Source organism: Streptomyces sp. NPDC058758, assembly GCF_042746075.1.
In the GTDB taxonomy this organism is placed as follows: Bacteria; Actinomycetota; Actinomycetes; order Streptomycetales; family Streptomycetaceae; genus Streptomyces.
This window is the reverse complement of record NZ_JBHYPS010000052.1, coordinates 1-17396: the sequence shown is the minus strand read 5'-3', so window position 1 is coordinate 17396 and position 17396 is coordinate 1. Positions and strand designations below refer to the sequence as shown.

Genomic DNA, 17396 nt, shown 5'->3' with positions numbered 1-17396 from the left:
CGCCCACGGCCCCCTCTCCAAGGAAACCCGCGTGAACGCCACCCCCACCTCCCAGCTGCCCGAGACCGACCCCCACCCCGACGCGGAGGAGCCCACGGTCCCGCGCCAGCACACCGGCCCCGGCCTCCCCAGGACGTCCCGCCCCGGATCCGCCCCGGCCACCGACCCGCACCGGCCCGGCACCCCCGCCACCGACCCGCTCGACGACCCCGACCCCCAGCGGGCCGCCGACACCGCCGCCGTCGAGAACCTCCTCCGCTGCTGGGTCCGGGAGAAGAACCTCCCCGCCCCCGACACCGCCACCCTCCGCATCCCCCTCGACGCCAGCGGCACCGCCCTCCTCGTCCCCGTGCCCTACTGGTCGCCCACCGGCTGGCACCGCTTCGGCACCCCCGTCCTGGAAGGCCTCCCCTCCTCGGCCCCCGCCGTCGACGCCGTCACCCTCGCCGCCCTCCTCAGCCGCGAGACCGGCCGCACCGAGGCCACCGAACTCGTCGGCCGGGTCGCCGACTCGGCCCGCCGCACCGCCGACTTCCTCGCCGCCCGCCGCCGCGACCCCCGGCCCCACCCCGGCGCCGACCCCTTCCTCGCCGCCGAGCAGTCCCTCCTCCTCGGCCACCCGCTCCACCCCACCCCCAAGAGCCGCGAAGGACTCTCCGAGGCCGAGTCCCGCCTCTACTCGCCCGAACTCCACGGCTCCTTCCCCCTCCACTGGTTCGCCGTCGACCCCTCGCTCCTCGTCTCCGACTCCGCCTGGACCGAGCAGGGCCGCCCCGTCACCGCCGAACAGCTCGCGACCGGCCTCGCCGAAGGACTCGCGCACCCCGCCGGCACCACCCCCCTGCCCCTGCACCCCTGGCAGGCCCGCGAACTCCTCCACCGCCCCGACGTCCGGGCCCTCCTCGACCGGGGCCTCCTCCACGACCTGGGCCCCCACGGCAGCCACTGGCACCCCACCTCCTCCGTCCGCACCGTCCACCGCCCCGGCGCCCGCGCCATGCTCAAGCTCTCCCTCGGCCTGCGCATCACCAACTCCCGCCGCGAGAACCTCCGCAAGGAACTCCACCGCGGCGTCGAGGTCCACCGCCTCCTGCGCACCGGCCTCGTCGACGAGTGGCAGGCCGCCCACCCGGGCTTCGACATCGTCCGCGACCCCGCCTGGCTCGCCGTCGACGCCCCCGACGGCACCCCCGTCCCCGGACTCGACCTGATGATCCGGCACAACCCCTTCGGCCCCGGCGACGACGCCGTCTGCCTCGCGGCCCTCACCTCCCCCCGCCCCCGGCCCGGGGCCCCCGGCATGAGCTCCCGGCTCGCCGACCTCGTCCACCGTCTCTCCGCCCGCACCGGCCGCCCCGTCGCCGCCGTCTCCGCCGAGTGGTTCCTCCGCTACCTCGACCAGGTCGTCCGCCCCGTCCTCTGGCTCGACGGCCACGCCGGCATCGCCCTGGAAGCCCACCAGCAGAACACCCTGGTCCTCCTGGACGCCGAAGGCTGGCCCGCCGGCGGCCGCTACCGCGACAACCAGGGCTACTACTTCCGCGAGTCCCACCGGGCCGAGCTGGAGAGCCGCCTCCCCGGCATCGGCGCCGACAGCGACACCTTCGTCTCCGACCAGGTCACCGACGAGCGCTTCGCCTACTACCTCGGCATCAACAACGTCCTCGGCCTGATCGGCGCCTTCGGCGCCCAGCACCTCGCCGACGAGCGGATCCTGCTCGCCGCCTTCCGCTCCTTCCTCACCTCGGCCACCGGCCTCGGCTCGCCCCTCCCGCACCGCCTCCTCGAAGCCGCCACCCTCCGCAGCAAGGCCAACCTCCTCACCCGCCTCCACGGCCTCGACGAACTCGTCGGCCCCGTCGACACCCAGTCCGTCTACGTCACCATCACCAACCCGCTCCGCGCCTGAGCCGCCGGGCGGCCCGCCCACCGCCGCCCCCGGCCCGCGTCCATCGGCCCGCGTCCACCGGCGCGTTCCCGCCCACCCGTCGCGGGGACGCCCCCGTCCCCCGTCCCGCGCCCAAGCCCCACGACTCACGACCCACGACCCACGGAAGACCCGCCGCATGTCCATACATCCGGACCACAGATCCGACGCCGACGCAGGCACCGCAGCCGCAGCCGCAGCCGACCGGCCGCAGGCCGACCCGACGGGCGACGACACCCTCGACCTCCGGGTCGACGACCTCGTCGCCCTCCTCGCCGGCGAGCGGCCGACACCACCGGCCGCGCACGACCCGGCGAGCGGCCTCCCGAGCGGTTTCCCGACCGGCTTCCCGAGCGACCTCCCCAGCGGCCTCCCGACCGACTCCGCCGACGGCCGACTCGACGGCGACCTGCTCGACTCCGTCGCCTCCTGGGCGCCGGCGGACACCCGCTTCGGCGCCTTCCGCCTCGTCCCCGTCCGCCTGGCACGCGACCTGCTCCTGCTCGCCCGGTGGATGAACGACCCCGCCGTCGCCGCCTTCTGGGAACTCGCCGGGCCCGACGCCGTCACCGCCGACCACGTCCGCGCCCAGCTCGAAGGCGACGGCCGCAGCGTCCCCTGCCTCGGCGTGCTCGACTCCACCCCGATGAGCTACTTCGAGCTCTACCGCGCCGACCTCGACCCGCTCTCCCGCGCCTACCCGGCCCGCCCGCACGACACGGGCGTCCACCTCCTCCTCGGAGGCGTCGCGGACCGCGGCCGGGGCGTCGGCACCGCACTCCTGCGCGCCGTGGCCGACCTCGTCCTCGACCACCGGCCCCGCTGCACCCGCGTCGTCGCCGAACCGGACATCCGCAACACCCCCTCCGTCTCGGCCTTCCTCAGCGCCGGCTTCCGCTACGCGGCGGAAATCGACCTCCCCGACAAACGGGCCGCGCTCATGATCCGCGACCGGGCCCTCCGCCACGTCCTGTGAACACCCCCTGCCCTTGAGCCACCGCTCGACCCACAGCGGTTCCCCCTTCGAGGAGTCCATGTGACGACGTCCCCAGCACCCCACGACTCCGCACGACCCGCGGCGGCCGCCGCCCCCGCCCCCGAACTGCTCGCGCCCCCCGAGCTCAACCCCACCGCCTGGGCCCGCGCCTCCGCCCGCACCCTCGCCAAGGCCCTCGGCGAGTTCGCCTACGAGGAGATCCTCGAACCCCTCCCCGCCGGCGCCCCCGGCCGCTACTCCCTCGCCCTCGACGACGGCGCCACCCTCGCCTTCACCGCCCGCCGCGGCGCCTACGGCGGCTGGCGCGTCGACCCCGCCACGATCACCTGCGACGACCGCCCGCTGACCGACCCCCTCGATCTGCTCGTCCGCGCCCGCCGTCTCCTCGGCCTCGACGGCGCCACCCTCGGCCACCTCATCCGCGAGCTCTCCACCACCCTCGCCGCCGAGGCCCGCCTCGACCACACCGCCCTCACCGCCGACCGTCTCGCCGACCTGTCCTACGCCGAACTCGAAGGCCACCAGACCGGACACCCCTGGCTGGTCCTCAACAAGGGCCGCATCGGCTTCTCCGCCGGCGACGCCGCCCGCTGGGCCCCCGAGGCCCGCCGCGCCACCCGCCTCCCGTGGATCGCGGTCAGCGACCGCATCGCCGCCTACCGCGGCGTCGAAGGACTCGACACCCCCGACAGGCTCTACGCGCGCGAACTCGACCCGTCCGTCCTCGCCGCGTTCCGCGCCGAGCTCACCGCCCGCGGCCTCGACCCCGACACCTACCTCCTGCTGCCCGTCCACCCCTGGCAGTGGGACGAGGTCCTGCTCCCGCTCTACGCCCCCGCCATCGCCTCCGGCGCCGTCGTACCGCTCCCCGCCGACGGCGACCTCCGCCTGCCGCAGCAGTCCATCCGCACCTTCCTCAACACCGCACGGCCCGACCGGCACACCGTCAAACTGCCGCTCTCGGTGCTCAACACCCTCGTCTGGCGCGGCCTCCCCACCGAGCGCACCCTCGCCGCCCCCGCCGTCACCGCCTGGGTCCACGGCCTGCGCGACGCCGACCCCTTCCTCCGCGACGAGTGCGGCGTGATCCTCCTCGGCGAGGTCGCCTCGGTCACCGTCGAGCACCCCCTGTACGACCGGCTGCCCGAAGTGCCGTACCAGTACAAGGAACTGCTCGGCGCGATCTGGCGCGAACCGCTCCGCCTCCCGCCCGGCGAACGCGCCCGCACCCTCGCCTCCCTGCTCCACACCGACCCCGGGGGCCGCGCCTTCGTCGCCGAACTCGTCGAGCGCTCCGGGCTGGCCCCCGCCGTCTGGCTGCGGCGCCTCTTCGCCGCCCTGCTGCCGCCCCTGCTCCACTTCCTCTACCGCTACGGCACCGTCTTCTCCCCGCACGGCGAGAACGCGATCGTGGTCTACGACGAACAGGACGTACCCGTCCGCCTGGCGATCAAGGACTTCGTGGACGACGTCAACATCAGCGCCCACCCGCTCCCCGAGCACGCCACCATGCCCGACGACGTCCGGGCCGTCCTCCTCACCGAGGAACCCGGCTTCCTCACCCAGTTCATCCATTCAGGGCTCTTCGTCGGCGTCTTCCGCTACCTCGCCCCGCTGTGCGAGGAGCAACTCGACGTCCCCGAGGCGGACTTCTGGTCCCTCGTCCGGGCCGAGATCCTCCGCCACCAGGAACGCTTCCCCGAGCTCAAGGACCGGTTCGAGCTCTTCGACCTGCTCACCCCCCGGATCGAACGGCTCTGCCTCAACCGCAACCGGCTGCACATGGACGGCTACCGGGACCGCTCCGACCGCCCGCACGCCGCCGTCCACGGCACCGTCCCCAACCCCCTCGCGTGATCCGGAGGCGTGCCTCCGCTGTCGGTGCGGCCCCTTAGGCTGGGAACGCTATGACGAAGCCATCCCTCCCCGAGCTCCTCCACGCCGCCGTCGCCGCCGTCGGCGGCACGGAGCGGCCCGGCCAGGTCACCATGGCCGAGGCCGTGGCCGAGGCCATCGACGACAACTCCCACCTGCTCGTCCAGGCGGGCACCGGCACCGGAAAGTCGCTCGGCTACCTCGTGCCGGCGCTCGCGCACGGGGAGCGGGTGGTGGTGGCCACGGCGACCCTGGCGCTCCAGCGCCAGCTCGTCGAGCGCGACCTGCCGCGGACGGTCGAGGCGCTCCATCCGCAGCTGCGCCGCCGCCCCCAGTTCGCCATGCTCAAGGGCCGGTCGAACTACCTGTGCCTGCACCGGCTCCACGAGGGGGTCCCGCAGGACGAGGAGGACGGCCTGTTCGACCCCTTCGAGGCGGCAGCCCCCACCAGCAAGCTCGGCCAGGACCTGCTCCGGCTGCGCGACTGGTCGGACGAGACGGAGACGGGCGACCGGGACGACCTGACGCCCGGCGTCTCGGACCGGGCCTGGGCCCAGGTCTCGGTCTCCTCCCGGGAGTGCCTCGGCGCGAGCAAGTGCGCCTACGGCGCGGAGTGCTTCGCGGAGGCGGCCCGCGAGCGCGCCAAGCTCGCCGACGTCGTCGTCACCAACCACGCCCTGCTCGCCATCGACGCGATCGAGGGCGCCCCCGTGCTGCCGCAGCACGAGGTCCTGATCGTCGACGAGGCCCACGAGCTGGTCTCCCGGGTCACCGGCGTGGCCACCGGCGAGCTCACCCCGGGCCAGGTGAACCGGGCGGTCCGCCGGTCCGCCAAGCTCGTGGACGAGAAGGTCGCCGACCAGCTCCAGACCGCCGCCGAGGGCTTCGAGCGGGTCATGGAGCTGGCCCTGCCGGGCCGCCTGGAGGAGATCCCGGAGGACCTGGCGTACGCGCTGATGGCGCTGCGCGACGCGGCCCGCGCGGTGATCACCGCGCTGGGGAACACCCGCGACCGCTCGGTGCAGGACGAGGACGCGGTCCGCAAGCAGGCGATGGCCTCGGTCGAGACCGTGCACGGCGTCGCCGAGCGGATCACCCAGGGCTCCGAGTACGACGTCGTCTGGTACGAGCGCCACGACCGCTTCGGCGCCTCGCTGCGGGTCGCGCCGCTCTCGGTCTCCGGGCTGCTGCGGGAGAAGCTCTTCACCGAGCGTTCCGTCGTCCTCGCCTCGGCCACGCTCAAGCTGGGCGGCGACTTCAACGGGGTGGGAGCCTCCCTGGGCCTGGCCCCCGAGGGCACCGCCGGGGACGACCTGCCCGTGTGGAAGGGCCTCGACGTCGGCTCCCCGTTCGACTATCCCAAGCAGGGCATCATGTACGTCGCCAAGCACCTGGCGCCCCCGAAGCGGGACAGCGACCGGGGCGACATGCTGGACGAGCTCACCGAGCTGATCCAGGCGGCCGGCGGACGGACCCTGGGGCTGTTCTCCTCGATGCGGGCGGCGCAGCTGGCGGCGGAGGAGCTGCGGAGCCGCATCCCGGAGTTCCCGATCCTGCTCCAGGGCGAGGACACCCTGGGCGAGCTGATCAAGAACTTCTCCGCGGACCCGCAGACCTGCCTGTTCGGCACGCTGTCGCTGTGGCAGGGCGTGGACGTGCCGGGGGCCAGTTGCCAGCTGGTCGTCATGGACAAGATCCCGTTCCCCCGTCCCGACGACCCGCTGATGAGCGCGCGCCAGAAGGCGGTCGAGGAGGCCGGCGGGAACGGCTTCATGGCCGTGGCGGCGACGCACGCGGCCCTGCTGATGGCCCAGGGCGCGGGCCGCCTGGTCCGGGCGACCGGCGATCGGGGCGTGGTGGCCGTCCTGGACCAGCGGCTCGCCACCGCGCGGTACGGCAGCTATCTGAAGGCTTCGATGCCCGACTTCTGGTACACGACCGACCGCAACCAGGTCCGCAGGTCGCTGGCGGCGATCGACGCGAAGGCGAAGGCGGACGGCGTCTGAGCGGGAAGTCCGGACACGCGTCCGGCCCCGGCGGGAAGCCGGGGCCGGACGCGAGCCAGGAGAGCGGGACGTACAGCGGGCCCCGGGCCCGGCGCAGTGGGTCCCGGGGCCCGGTCCGAGCCGGCGGGTGTGGTCAGACCCGTCGCAGTACGGCGACCACCTTGCCGAGGATCGTGGCCTCGTCGCCGGGGATGGGCTGGTACGCGGCGTTGTGCGGCAGCAGCCAGACGTGGCCGTCCTCGCGCTTGAAGCGCTTCACGGTGGCCTCGCCGTCCAGCATGGCGGCGACGATGTCGCCGTTCTCCGCGACGGGCTGGCGGCGGACCGTGACCCAGTCGCCGTCGCAGATGGCGGCCTCGATCATGGAGTCGCCGACGACCTTGAGGACGAACAGCTCTCCGTCACCGACCAGCTGCCGGGGGAGCGGGAACACGTCCTCGACGGACTCCTCGGCCAGGATGGGGCCGCCGGCCGCGATCCGGCCGACCAGGGGCACGTACGACGCGGCGGGCTTGCCGGTGGTGTCGGTGGGCTGGGTGCTGGGCTGGTCCGAGCCGCGCACCTCGTACGCCCGGGGGCGGTGCGGGTCGCGGCGGAGGAAGCCCTTGCGCTCCAGGGCCATCAGCTGGTGGGCCACCGACGACGTGCTGGAGAGCCCCACCGCCTGACCGATCTCGCGCATCGACGGCGGGTAGCCCCGTCGCTGGACCGAGTCGCGGATGACTTCGATGACCCGGCGCTGGCGGTCGGTGAGGCCGGAGCTGTCGGCCCTGATGCCTGGAGGCCTTCCGGGGAGGGCTCGGGCGGGGCGCCCGGGCTCCTCGCCGTTCATGGCTGTGTCGCTCATGGCGTGCACCGCCTCGAGTCGGCCCTGGGAGCGGTCCTGGGCGGTGATGGTGGCGCTGTCTGCGGTGGTGGTCACGTCGTCGGCCCCTCTCGGTTGGTCTCCCTGGCTGGCACAACGGTAGTAGCTTTCGAAAGGTTGCGCCAAACACACGTTCGAGTGAAAATCCGCAGATTGCCTTACGCGTGTACGAGTGGGGGTGTATGGGAGTGCGGCCTCGGGGGTCCTCGGGGGGCGGTCCCGTCCTTACGGTAGCCTTCGCGGCTGGGTTCTCCGGCTCCGGCGCGCCCTCCCAGTCTCCCACTCGCGGCACCTGCGCGCGGCTTTGGGGGCCCCGCGACACGCGGGGGGTGTCGCACCGCCCCCAACCCTAGATCTAGTGGTTGGATGTCACCGGCCACCCAGGGATAGTGGTCCCCGGTCCGCCGGGGCAGCCTCCATCGCCTATGCTGGTGGTCGCTTCGAGGGGCTCGCCAAGCCCGGCGAGGCTGTTCAGTCGTGCCGTGAGGAAGAGGGTCGTAACCGATGCACTGCCCCTTCTGCAGGCACCCCGACAGCCGGGTCGTCGACAGTCGGACCACCGATGACGGCACGTCGATCCGACGCCGCCGCCAGTGCACCGACTGCGCCCGCCGCTTCACCACGGTGGAGACCTGTTCGCTCATGGTGGTCAAGCGCTCCGGCGTCACCGAACCCTTCAGCCGCACCAAGGTCATCTCCGGCGTCCGCAAGGCGTGTCAGGGGCGGCCGGTCACCGAGGACGCCCTCGCCAAGCTCGGCCAGCGGGTCGAGGAGGCGGTGCGCGCCACCGGCAGCGCCGAGCTGACCACGCACGACGTGGGCATGGCCATCCTCGGACCGCTGCAGGAGCTCGACCTCGTCGCGTACCTGCGCTTCGCGTCCGTGTACCGGGCTTTCGAAGGCCTCGAAGACTTCGAGGCCGCCATCGCGGAACTCCGCGCGCGGCCTTCCACCGAGCAGGGCGGGACCGGCACCTCCGAGGTGCCCGTTCCCGCCGGCGCCGCCGACTGACGGCGGGCCGGGCCCCCGCGGCCCGGCGACCGGCCGTGACCCGGCCGTGAAGACCTGCCCCGGGCGGCCTGCGTGGCGCCCGCGGGTCAAGCAGTACAGAACGTAGTACAGAAGACGGTGCTCTGGGATTATCTGGGCGCCAAAGGGTGTTTTGCCCATATATGGGAGGCGGCATGACAGAGACGGCGAGCGGCCCGGCACGTGGTTCCCGCACCAAGGGAGCCAAGGCGGCGAGCAAGGGCCTGCGGATCGAGCGCATCCACACCACCCCCGGCGTGCATCCGTACGACGAGGTGAACTGGGAGCGCCGTGACGTCGTCATGACCAACTGGCGCGACGGCTCGATCAACTTCGAGCAGCGTGGCGTCGAGTTCCCCGACTTCTGGTCGGTGAACGCGGTCAACATCGTCACCAGCAAGTACTTCCGCGGGGCCGTCGGCACCCCGCAGCGCGAGACCGGTCTCAAGCAGCTCATCGACCGCATCGTGAAGACCTACACGAAGGCCGGCGAGGACTACGGCTACTTCGCCTCGCCCGCCGACGCCGAGATCTTCGAGCACGAGCTCACCTACGCCCTCCTCCACCAGATCTTCAGCTTCAACTCCCCGGTCTGGTTCAACGTCGGCACGCCCCAGCCCCAGCAGGTCTCCGCCTGCTTCATCCTGTCCGTCGACGACTCCATGGAGTCGATCCTCGACTGGTACAAGGAAGAGGGCATGATCTTCAAGGGCGGCTCCGGCGCCGGCCTGAACCTCTCCCGCATCCGCTCCTCCAAGGAGCTGCTCTCCTCCGGCGGCAACGCCTCCGGCCCGGTCTCCTTCATGCGCGGCGCCGACGCCTCCGCCGGAACGATCAAGTCCGGTGGCGCCACCCGCCGCGCCGCCAAGATGGTCATCCTCGACGTCGACCACCCCGACATCGAGAACTTCATCGAGACCAAGGTGAAGGAGGAGGAGAAGATCCGCGCGCTGCGCGACGCGGGCTTCGACATGGACCTGGGCGGCGACGACATCACGTCCGTCCAGTACCAGAACGCCAACAACTCCGTGCGCGTGAACGACGAGTTCATGAAGGCCGTGGAGTCCGGCGGCACCTTCGGTCTGCGCGCCCGCATGACCGGCGAGGTCATCGAGAAGGTCGACGCCAAGGCGCTCTTCCGCAAGATGGCCGAGGCCGCGTGGGCCTGTGCCGACCCGGGCATCCAGTACGACGACACGATCAACCACTGGCACACCTGCCCCGAGTCCGGCCGCATCAACGGCTCGAACCCGTGCAGCGAGTACATGCACCTGGACAACACGTCCTGCAACCTCGCCTCGCTGAACCTCATGAAGTTCCTCAAGGACGACGGCAAGGGCAACCAGTCCTTCGAGGTCGAGCGCTTCGCCAAGGTCGTCGAGCTCGTCATCACCGCGATGGACATCTCCATCTGCTTCGCCGACTTCCCGACCCAGAAGATCGGCGAGAACACCCGCGCCTACCGCCAGCTCGGCATCGGCTACGCCAACCTCGGCGCCCTGCTGATGGCGACCGGCCACGCGTACGACTCCGACGGCGGCCGCGCCCTCGCCGGTGCCATCTCCTCCCTGATGACCGGCACGTCGTACAAGCGCTCCGCCGAACTCGCCGCGGTCGTCGGCGCCTACGACGGCTACGCCCGCAACGCCGAGCCGCACCAGCGCGTCATGAAGCAGCACGCCGACGCCAACGACGAGGCCGTCCGCATGGACGACCTGGACTCGCCGATCTGGGCCGCCGCCACGGAGGCCTGGCAGGACGTGCTCCGCCTCGGCGCCAAGAACGGCTTCCGCAACGCCCAGGCGTCCGTCATCGCCCCGACCGGCACCATCGGTCTTGCGATGTCCTGCGACACCACCGGCCTGGAGCCCGACCTCGCCCTGGTGAAGTTCAAGAAGCTCGTCGGCGGCGGCTCGATGCAGATCGTCAACGGCACCGTCCCGCAGGCCCTGCGCCGCCTGGGCTACCAGGAGGAGCAGATCGAGGCGATCGTCGCCCACATCGCCGAGCACGGCAACGTGATCGACGCCCCGGGCCTCAAGACCGAGCACTACGAGGTCTTCGACTGCGCCATGGGCGAGCGCTCCATCTCCGCGATGGGCCACGTCCGCATGATGGCCGCCATCCAGCCCTGGATCTCCGGCGCCCTCTCCAAGACCGTGAACCTGCCGGAGACGGCCACGGTCGAGGACGTCGAGGAGGTCTACTTCGAGGCGTGGAAGATGGGCGTCAAGGCGCTCGCGATCTACCGCGACAACTGCAAGGTCGGCCAGCCGCTCTCCGCCAAGAAGAAGGAGGACGAGAAGGCCGAGGTCACCGCGAAGTCCGAGGCGACGATCCGCGAGGCCGTCGAGAAGGTCGTCGAGTACCGTCCGGTCCGCAAGCGCCTCCCGAAGGGCCGCCCGGGGATCACCACCTCCTTCACCGTCGGTGGCGCCGAGGGCTACATGACCGCCAACTCCTACCCGGACGACGGTCTCGGCGAGGTCTTCCTGAAGATGTCGAAGCAGGGTTCGACCCTCGCGGGCATGATGGACGCCTTCTCCATCGCCGTCTCCGTGGGTCTGCAGTACGGCGTCCCGCTGGAGACCTACGTCTCGAAGTTCACCAACATGCGCTTCGAGCCGGCCGGCATGACCGACGACCCGGACGTGCGGATGGCGCAGTCGATCGTCGACTACATCTTCCGCCGCCTGGCGCTGGACTTCCTGCCCTTCGAGACCCGCTCCGCGCTCGGCATCCACTCCGCCGAGGAGCGTCAGCGCCACCTGGAGACCGGCTCCTACGAGCAGTCCGAGGAGGACATCGACGTCGAGGGCCTGGCGCAGTCCGCGCCGGTCGCCACGGAGCTGAAGGCCGTCGCCGCCCCGGCCCCGGTGGCCAAGGCCGCGGTCCCGGCCCCGAAGCAGGCGCACACCTCGGCGGAGCTCGTCGAGATGCAGCTCGGCATCAGCGCCGACGCCCCGCTCTGCTTCTCCTGCGGCACCAAGATGCAGCGCGCCGGCTCCTGCTACATCTGCGAGGGCTGCGGCTCCACCAGCGGCTGCAGCTGATCCGAGGCGATGACCCGCCGGGAGTGATCCCGGCGGGCGGGCGGTGGAACCGGATGCCGGTTCCACCGCCCTTCGTCGTGTCCGGGCCGCTCCGGGGGCGGGGCGAAGGGGTCAGGCGCGCGCGGAGCCCATGAGCGAGCCGAAGGTCTGCGGGTCGGTGTCGAACCCCTCGGCCAGGCGCCGGAAGGTCCAGCCCGCCGTGCCGTCCCGGGTGAACTCGACGACGGTCGCCGCGGTCGCGCCGGCGGCCGCCGAGAAGTCGTCGTCGAGCAGCTCGGTGTAGCCCTCGCTGACCCGCACGGCGGTCCCGGGTATGGAGCCGAAGGCGATCCGGCCCCCGGTCTGCTGTATCGCGACGCCCACCACGACGCGGACGTAACGCGGCGCGAGCCGGTCGAGCTCCAGGGTCATCGCCTCGTCGTAGCCGAAGCCCTGTCCCGTACGGCTGTCGCGGTGGAGGGTGATCGTCCCGTCGGGGGAGCGGCTGCCGAAGTGGACCAGCTGGGCGGGCGTCCCGTGGGGGTCGTCGGCGGTGAAGACGGCGGCGACGAGGTCGAGGTCGTGTGCGGGCGCGCCCGCCGGCGCCGGGTCCCACTTGAGCGCCACCTCGACCTTGCCGACGCCCTTGTTGAGTCCGCTCACGATGCTTCCCCTTTCCCCGTTCCCTTGCGGGGGCCCGTCACTCAGGGCCCTTCTTCATGGTGGCACGCGCGTACGACAGTTGGGTCGGCCGAGGCGTCCGAGTGCCGTTCTCCGACGGGTCGTGCCGGAAGTCGACGCCCGACTGGCCTGAAACGGAGGGGTGCTGACGTCGCCTCACACGGCGGCGCCCATCTGTGGTGACGGTCTGCCGGGGTGCTCCTCCGCCCCGTACGATGGCGCGGTGCTGGTCAAGTGGATTCGCTGCGCCGTCGTGGACCGTCGAGGGTTCGAGCGGGGGCAGCGGAAGTGGGCGGGGCTGCTCGGGGAGCCGGGCTTCCGGGGGCAGGGCGGCGGGTGGAGCCGGGCCCGCCCCGAGATCGCGCACATCTTCTCCTTCTGGGAGAGCCGGGCCTTCTACGACTCCTTCATGGCCCGCTCGCACGACCGGCTGGCCGCCGCGCAGTCCGGCACGTACAAGGACGCGCAGATCAAGCTCTTTGACCACCGCTTCGACGTGAAGACCGGCTTCGAGCCGAAGTTCGCCGACGCGGACGTGGCGCGGGTGGCGCACTGCCGTGTCCACGAGGAGCGGGTGGAGCACTTCGCCCTCATGCAGGAGAAGGTGTGGAACCCGGCGATGGCCGGCTCCCCGGGCATGCTGCGGGGGCTCTTCGGCGAGTCGCCGGGCCACGAGTTCCTGGTGCTCTCGCTCTGGAACTCCGCCGCCGAGCACGGCAAGTACCGCGAGGAGCGGGTGGAGCGCCTCGGTCTGCGGGCGCAGACCGAGGCCGACGTGGCCGCGCTCACCGGCGACGTGGTGCGGCTCGAACCGGCCTGGACCGTCTGACGGTTCAGCCTCCGGCCCCGGGCGCGGCGGGAGGCGCGGCCGGGGCCGGGGCCAGGGCCCCGGCCCGTCCGGCGAAGACGCCCGCCGTCGTGGCGGTCAGCGCCGCGTCCGCGGCCTGGTCCGCCAGCTCCTCGTCGACGGGTTCGCGGGTGACGAAGAGGCGGAGGAAGAGGGGGGCGGAGACGGCCCGGACCACGGCCCCGGCGTCCGTGGCGGCGGGCGCCTCGCCCCGGCCCACCGCCCTGGTCACCACCTCCTCGCAGCGCCGGAAGCGCTCGGCGTAGAAGGAGCGCAGGGCCTCGGCGGCGCGCGGCGACTGGAAGGCGGCGCCGACGAAGGCGGTGGGGGCCGCGGCGCCCGCCGGCTCCCGGAAGCCCTCGACGACCTCCCGGGCGAGGGCGCGCAGGTCGCCGGCGAGGCTGCCGGTGTCGGGCGGGGTCCAGTCGTCCTCCCCGGCGAGGTCGAGGGCGTCGGCCACCATGCCCTCCACCCCGCCCCAGCGGCGGTAGAGCGTCGTCTTGTGCACGCCTGAGTGCTCCGCCACGTACTCCACTGTCAGGGCGGGGTAGCCGTGCTCGGCCAGCCCGGTCAGGACGGCGTCGCGGACGGCGGCCCGGGTGCGGGCGGTGCGTCCGCCGGGGCGCCGGCTGCCGGGCGCGGGGGCGCCGGAGGCGCTGGAGGCCTCACTCGTCTCGTTCAATTGCGACTCCTGTTGCGTTAGTGCTTCCGAGTGTGCCATACTCGCTCTTAACGCAACAAGGGTTGTGTTTGCCGTTCGCTCCCGGAGGTGCCGTGCCCGCACAGCTCTCGCTCCATGACGTGACCGTCTCCCGCGGGGAGCGGACGCTCCTCGACCACGTCTCGCTCTCGGTCCGCCCCGGCGAGCGGGTCGGGATCGTGGGGGAGAACGGCGCGGGCAAGTCCACGCTCCTCCACCTGCTCGCCGGCACGGCCACGCCGGACGAGGGGCGGGTCACCGTCCTGGCCGACGGGGGGCTGCGGCTCGTCCGCCAGACCCCCGAGCTGCCGCCGGAGAGCACGGTGGCCGACGCCGTCGACTCGGCGCTCGCCGACTTCCGCGCCATGGAGACGCGACTGCGCGCCCTGGAGGCCCGCCTGGACCGCGGGTCCGCCGACGACCTCGCCGCGTACGGGGATCTGCTCACCGCCTACGAACTCCGCGGTGGGTACGAGGCCGACGCCCGCGTCGACAAGGCGCTGCACGCCCTCGGGATCGCCCACATCGCCCGGGACCGCCGGCTCGGCAGCCTCTCCGGAGGGGAGCAGGCCCGGCTCGGCATCGCCTGCGCCGTCGCCGCCGCACCCGAGGTCCTCCTGCTCGACGAGCCCACCAACCACCTCGACGCCGCGGCGCTCGACTGGCTGGAGGACTCCCTCCGCGGTCACCGGGGGACCGTCGTCGCGGTCTCCCACGACCGCGTCTTCCTGGAGGGGGTCGCCACCGCCCTCGTCGAGGTGGACACCGACCGGAAGGCCCTCGTCCGGCACGGCGAGGGGTACGCGGGATTCCGCGCCGCGCAGGAGGCCGCCCGCCGCCGGCGACAGCAGGAGTACGAGGAATGGCGCGCCGAGACCGAGCGCCTGGCGGCGTACGCGGAGGGCGCGGCCCACGCCGTCGCCGCCGGCCGCGTCATGAAGGACAACAACAAGATGGCCTACGACCGGGCCGGCGGCCGTGTCCAGGCCTCCGTCTCCGGCCGCGTGCGCAACGCCCGGGAGCGGCTGCGCAGGCTCGAGGCGGAACCGGTCTCCGAACCGGCACCGCCCCTCGCCTTCGCCGCCCGCCCCCGGGCAGGAGCGGCCCAGGGCGAACTGCTCGCCCTGCGCGGGGTCCGGGTCGGCGAGCGGCTCTCCGTCGACGCGCTCACCCTCGGGGCCGGCGAGCGGCTCCTCGTCCACGGGGGGAACGGGGCCGGCAAGTCCACCCTGCTGCGCGTGATGGCGGGCCGGCTCACGCCCGACCGCGGAGAGGTCCGGCGCCGGGGCGCGACAGGCCTCCTGTCCCAGGAGGTGACCGTCCGGCGGCCCGCCGAGCCCCTGCTCACCGCCTTCGGACGCGGACTGGGGCTCGGGCTCGACGAGGACGGCCTGGCCGAACGGCTCCTGTCGTACGGGCTGTTCCGTACGGGCGACCTCACCGTCCCGGTGGGAAGCCTCTCCGCGGGACAGCTGCGCCGGCTCGCGCTCGCACGGCTGCTCGCCCGCCCCGCCGACCTGCTGCTCCTCGACGAGCCCGCCAACCACCTCGCCCTCGGCCTGGTCGAGGAGCTGGAGCGGGCCCTGGAGGAGTGGCCGGGCGCCCTCGTGGTGGTCTCGCACGACCGCGGACTGCGCCGCGCGTTCACCGGACGGATACGCCGGATGGACTCCGGCCGCCTCCTCGACTGAGCCGAACGGGGCGTCTCCCTCTAGGGTCGGAGCATGGCACGACCGCGGCGCATCGTTCTCGTACGGCACGGAGAGTCCGAAGGCAATGTCGACGACACCGTCTACGAACGGGAGCCCGACCACGCCCTCCGGCTCACCGCGACCGGACGGCGGCAGGCGGAGGAGACGGGGGAGCGGCTGAGGGAGCTCTTCGGCGACGAGGCGGTCAGCGTGTACGTCTCGCCCTACCGGCGGACCCACGAGACCCTCCACGCCTTCGGGCTGCCACCCGGGCGGCTCCGGATCCGTGAGGAGCCGCGGCTGCGGGAGCAGGACTGGGGCAACTGGCAGGACCGGGAGGACGTACGCCTCCAGAAGGTCTACCGGGACGCGTACGGGCACTTCTTCTACCGCTTCGCGCAAGGGGAGTCGGGGGCCGACGTCTACGACCGCGTGGGAGCGTTCCTGGAGAGCCTCTACCGCAGCTTCGAGGCCCCCGACCACCCGCCGAACGTCCTGATCGTCACCCACGGGCTGACCATGCGGCTCTTCTGCATGCGGTGGTTCCACTGGAGCGTGGCCGAATTCGAATCGCTGTCGAATCCGGGCAACGCGGAAACCCGCGTCCTGCTGCTCGGGGAGGACGGGCGCTACCGGCTGGACCGCCCCTTCGAACGCTGGTGTACCCCGGAACCGTACGGCCCCACCGGATAGAGTGGCGCACCGATGACCGCTGACTCCTCATTCGACCGGCGCTTCGACCGCGCCCTCGCCAGTCTGCGCGGACTGGCCGTGGGGGACGCACTGGGCTCCCAGTTCTTCGTCCCCGCGCACTACCCCCTGCTGAAGCGGCGCGAGCTGCCGCCCGGCCCCTGGCAGTGGACCGACGACACGGAGATGGCCTGCTCCGTCCTGGCCGTCCTCGCCCGACACGAGCGCATCGACCAGGACGCCCTGGCCGCCTCCTTCGCCGACCACCACGACTTCGACCGGGGCTACGGCCCCGCCGTCAACCGGATGCTCCGGCTGATCCGGGAGGGCGGCGACTGGCGCGAGCTGTCCGCCGCCCTCTTCAACGGACAGGGATCCTGGGGCAACGGCGCCGCGATGCGCATCGCCCCGCTCGGCGCCTGGTACGCCGACGACCCCGAGCAGGCCACCCACCAGGCCGAGATCTCCGCCTACCCCACCCACCAGCACCGGGAGGCCGTGGTCGGTTCGATGGCCGTCGCCGCCGCGGCCGCCCTCGCGGCCGACCCCGCCGGTCCGCCCACGCCCGAGGCGCTGCTCGACGGCGTCATCGCCCTGGTCCCGCGCAGCGCGGTCGGCGCGGGGCTGCGCCGGGCCCGCGACATGCTGGACTACGGCGACGCCGGGACCGTCGCGGCCGTGCTCGGCAGCGGCCGGCGCACCACCGCACACGACACGGTGCCCTTCGCCCTCTGGTCGGCCGCCCGCGGCCTCGGCGACTTCGAGTCGACGTTCTGGACGACGGCGCAGGTGGGCGGGGACGTCGACACGACCTGCGCCATCGCCGGCGGCGTGGTGGCCTCCGCGGCCGAGGGCGCGCCCCCCGCCGCATGGCTGGACCGCACCGAGGCGCTCCCCGGCTGGGTGCCGCAGACCCCCGCCCGGAGCTGAACGCCGTGGGTTGCCCGCCCCCCCGGGGGCCCGGGCGCCCCGGCGGGCGGCGGGCCCCCGGGGCCCCGGCCCCCGCCCCGCCGCGGGGGGGCGCCCGGGGGGGCCCGCGGGCCCCGCTCACCAGGG

At 73.1% G+C, this 17396-nt stretch carries 13 protein-coding genes; 10 read left to right on the top strand and 3 right to left on the bottom strand.

From position 1 onward, the window contains the following. The first annotated feature begins 31 nt into the window (after positions 1 to 31). The 4 genes from ACFW6A_RS35390 (at position 32) to ACFW6A_RS35375 (ending at position 6805) form a co-directional block, all read left to right on the top strand. On the top strand, positions 32 to 1909 hold the full coding sequence (locus tag ACFW6A_RS35390) for an IucA/IucC family protein (RefSeq protein ID WP_386483332.1): 1878 nt from the start codon (positions 32 to 34) through the stop codon (positions 1907 to 1909). A gap of 157 nt (positions 1910 to 2066) precedes the next feature. After that, entirely contained in the window at positions 2067 to 2903 is an 837-nt protein-coding gene (locus ACFW6A_RS35385; RefSeq protein WP_386645704.1) for a GNAT family N-acetyltransferase, read from the top strand. A 60-nt stretch (positions 2904 to 2963) separates the two neighbouring features. Next, positions 2964 to 4781 (top strand): IucA/IucC family siderophore biosynthesis protein, encoded by a 1818-nt coding sequence (locus ACFW6A_RS35380; RefSeq protein ID WP_351848734.1) that lies wholly within the window; start codon positions 2964 to 2966, stop codon positions 4779 to 4781. Positions 4782 to 4831: 50 nt separating this feature from the next. Beyond that, a complete protein-coding gene (locus tag ACFW6A_RS35375) occupies positions 4832 to 6805 on the top strand; it encodes an ATP-dependent DNA helicase (RefSeq protein WP_351848735.1) in 1974 nt (657 codons plus the stop codon). A 133-nt stretch (positions 6806 to 6938) separates the two neighbouring features. Here the strand turns inward: ACFW6A_RS35375 and lexA are convergent, their stop codons facing one another. Continuing rightward, positions 6939 to 7727, bottom strand: a complete 789-nt coding sequence (gene lexA, locus ACFW6A_RS35370; RefSeq protein WP_351848738.1) for a transcriptional repressor LexA — start codon at positions 7725 to 7727, stop codon at positions 6939 to 6941. Between the two features lie 447 nt (positions 7728 to 8174). Here lexA and nrdR point away from each other — a divergent pair, with 447 nt between their 5' ends. Further along, entirely contained in the window at positions 8175 to 8681 is a 507-nt protein-coding gene (nrdR, locus tag ACFW6A_RS35365; RefSeq protein ID WP_351848740.1) for a transcriptional regulator NrdR, read from the top strand. A gap of 173 nt (positions 8682 to 8854) precedes the next feature. Next, positions 8855 to 11752 carry a vitamin B12-dependent ribonucleotide reductase gene (locus ACFW6A_RS35360; RefSeq protein WP_386645698.1) on the top strand — a complete coding sequence of 966 codons (2898 nt, stop codon included), beginning with the start codon at positions 8855 to 8857 and terminating at the stop codon, positions 11750 to 11752. A gap of 111 nt (positions 11753 to 11863) precedes the next feature. Here ACFW6A_RS35360 and ACFW6A_RS35355 read toward each other — a convergent pair whose 3' ends face one another. Next, positions 11864 to 12394, bottom strand: coding sequence for a TerD family protein (locus ACFW6A_RS35355; RefSeq protein ID WP_351849257.1), 531 nt, complete (start codon positions 12392 to 12394; stop codon positions 11864 to 11866). Between the two features lie 241 nt (positions 12395 to 12635). On the opposite strand from ACFW6A_RS35355, the gene ACFW6A_RS35350 reads away from it, so the two are divergent. Further along, complete coding sequence (locus ACFW6A_RS35350; RefSeq protein WP_351849260.1) at positions 12636 to 13241, top strand: YdbC family protein; 606 nt, start codon at positions 12636 to 12638, stop codon at positions 13239 to 13241. A gap of 4 nt (positions 13242 to 13245) precedes the next feature. Here ACFW6A_RS35350 and ACFW6A_RS35345 read toward each other — a convergent pair whose 3' ends face one another. Beyond that, positions 13246 to 13980: a TetR/AcrR family transcriptional regulator C-terminal ligand-binding domain-containing protein gene (locus tag ACFW6A_RS35345; RefSeq protein WP_386645696.1), complete on the bottom strand. Its 735-nt coding sequence runs from the start codon at positions 13978 to 13980 to the stop codon at positions 13246 to 13248. A 53-nt stretch (positions 13981 to 14033) separates the two neighbouring features. On the opposite strand from ACFW6A_RS35345, the gene ACFW6A_RS35340 reads away from it, so the two are divergent. Genes ACFW6A_RS35340 through ACFW6A_RS35330 form a run of 3 tightly spaced genes read left to right on the top strand, consistent with a single transcriptional unit; the run spans position 14034 to position 17270 of the window. Beyond that, the gene (locus tag ACFW6A_RS35340) at positions 14034 to 15650 is read left to right on the top strand and encodes an ABC-F family ATP-binding cassette domain-containing protein (protein WP_386645693.1); all 1617 of its coding nucleotides are present in this window, start codon (positions 14034 to 14036) and stop codon (positions 15648 to 15650) included. A gap of 33 nt (positions 15651 to 15683) precedes the next feature. Further along, entirely contained in the window at positions 15684 to 16343 is a 660-nt protein-coding gene (locus ACFW6A_RS35335; RefSeq protein ID WP_351849268.1) for a histidine phosphatase family protein, read from the top strand. A gap of 12 nt (positions 16344 to 16355) precedes the next feature. Beyond that, on the top strand, positions 16356 to 17270 hold the full coding sequence (locus tag ACFW6A_RS35330; RefSeq protein ID WP_351849271.1) for an ADP-ribosylglycohydrolase family protein: 915 nt from the start codon (positions 16356 to 16358) through the stop codon (positions 17268 to 17270). Positions 17271 to 17396 lie beyond the last annotated feature (126 nt).

Bases quoted from the DNA above. Each gene is read 5' to 3' on its own strand.
- ACFW6A_RS35345 (WP_386645696.1), bottom strand. From the start codon at position 13,980: ATGGCACACTCGGAAGCACTAACGCAACAGGAGTCGCAATTGAACGAG.
- ACFW6A_RS35360 (WP_386645698.1), top strand. From the start codon at position 8,855: ATGACAGAGACGGCGAGCGGCCCGGCACGTGGTTCCCGCACCAAGGGA.
- ACFW6A_RS35385 (WP_386645704.1), top strand. From the start codon at position 2,067: ATGTCCATACATCCGGACCACAGATCCGACGCCGACGCAGGCACCGCA.
- ACFW6A_RS35375 (WP_351848735.1), top strand. From the start codon at position 4,832: ATGACGAAGCCATCCCTCCCCGAGCTCCTCCACGCCGCCGTCGCCGCC.
- nrdR (WP_351848740.1), top strand. From the start codon at position 8,175: ATGCACTGCCCCTTCTGCAGGCACCCCGACAGCCGGGTCGTCGACAGT.
- ACFW6A_RS35335 (WP_351849268.1), top strand. From the start codon at position 15,684: ATGGCACGACCGCGGCGCATCGTTCTCGTACGGCACGGAGAGTCCGAA.
- ACFW6A_RS35330 (WP_351849271.1), top strand. From the start codon at position 16,356: ATGACCGCTGACTCCTCATTCGACCGGCGCTTCGACCGCGCCCTCGCC.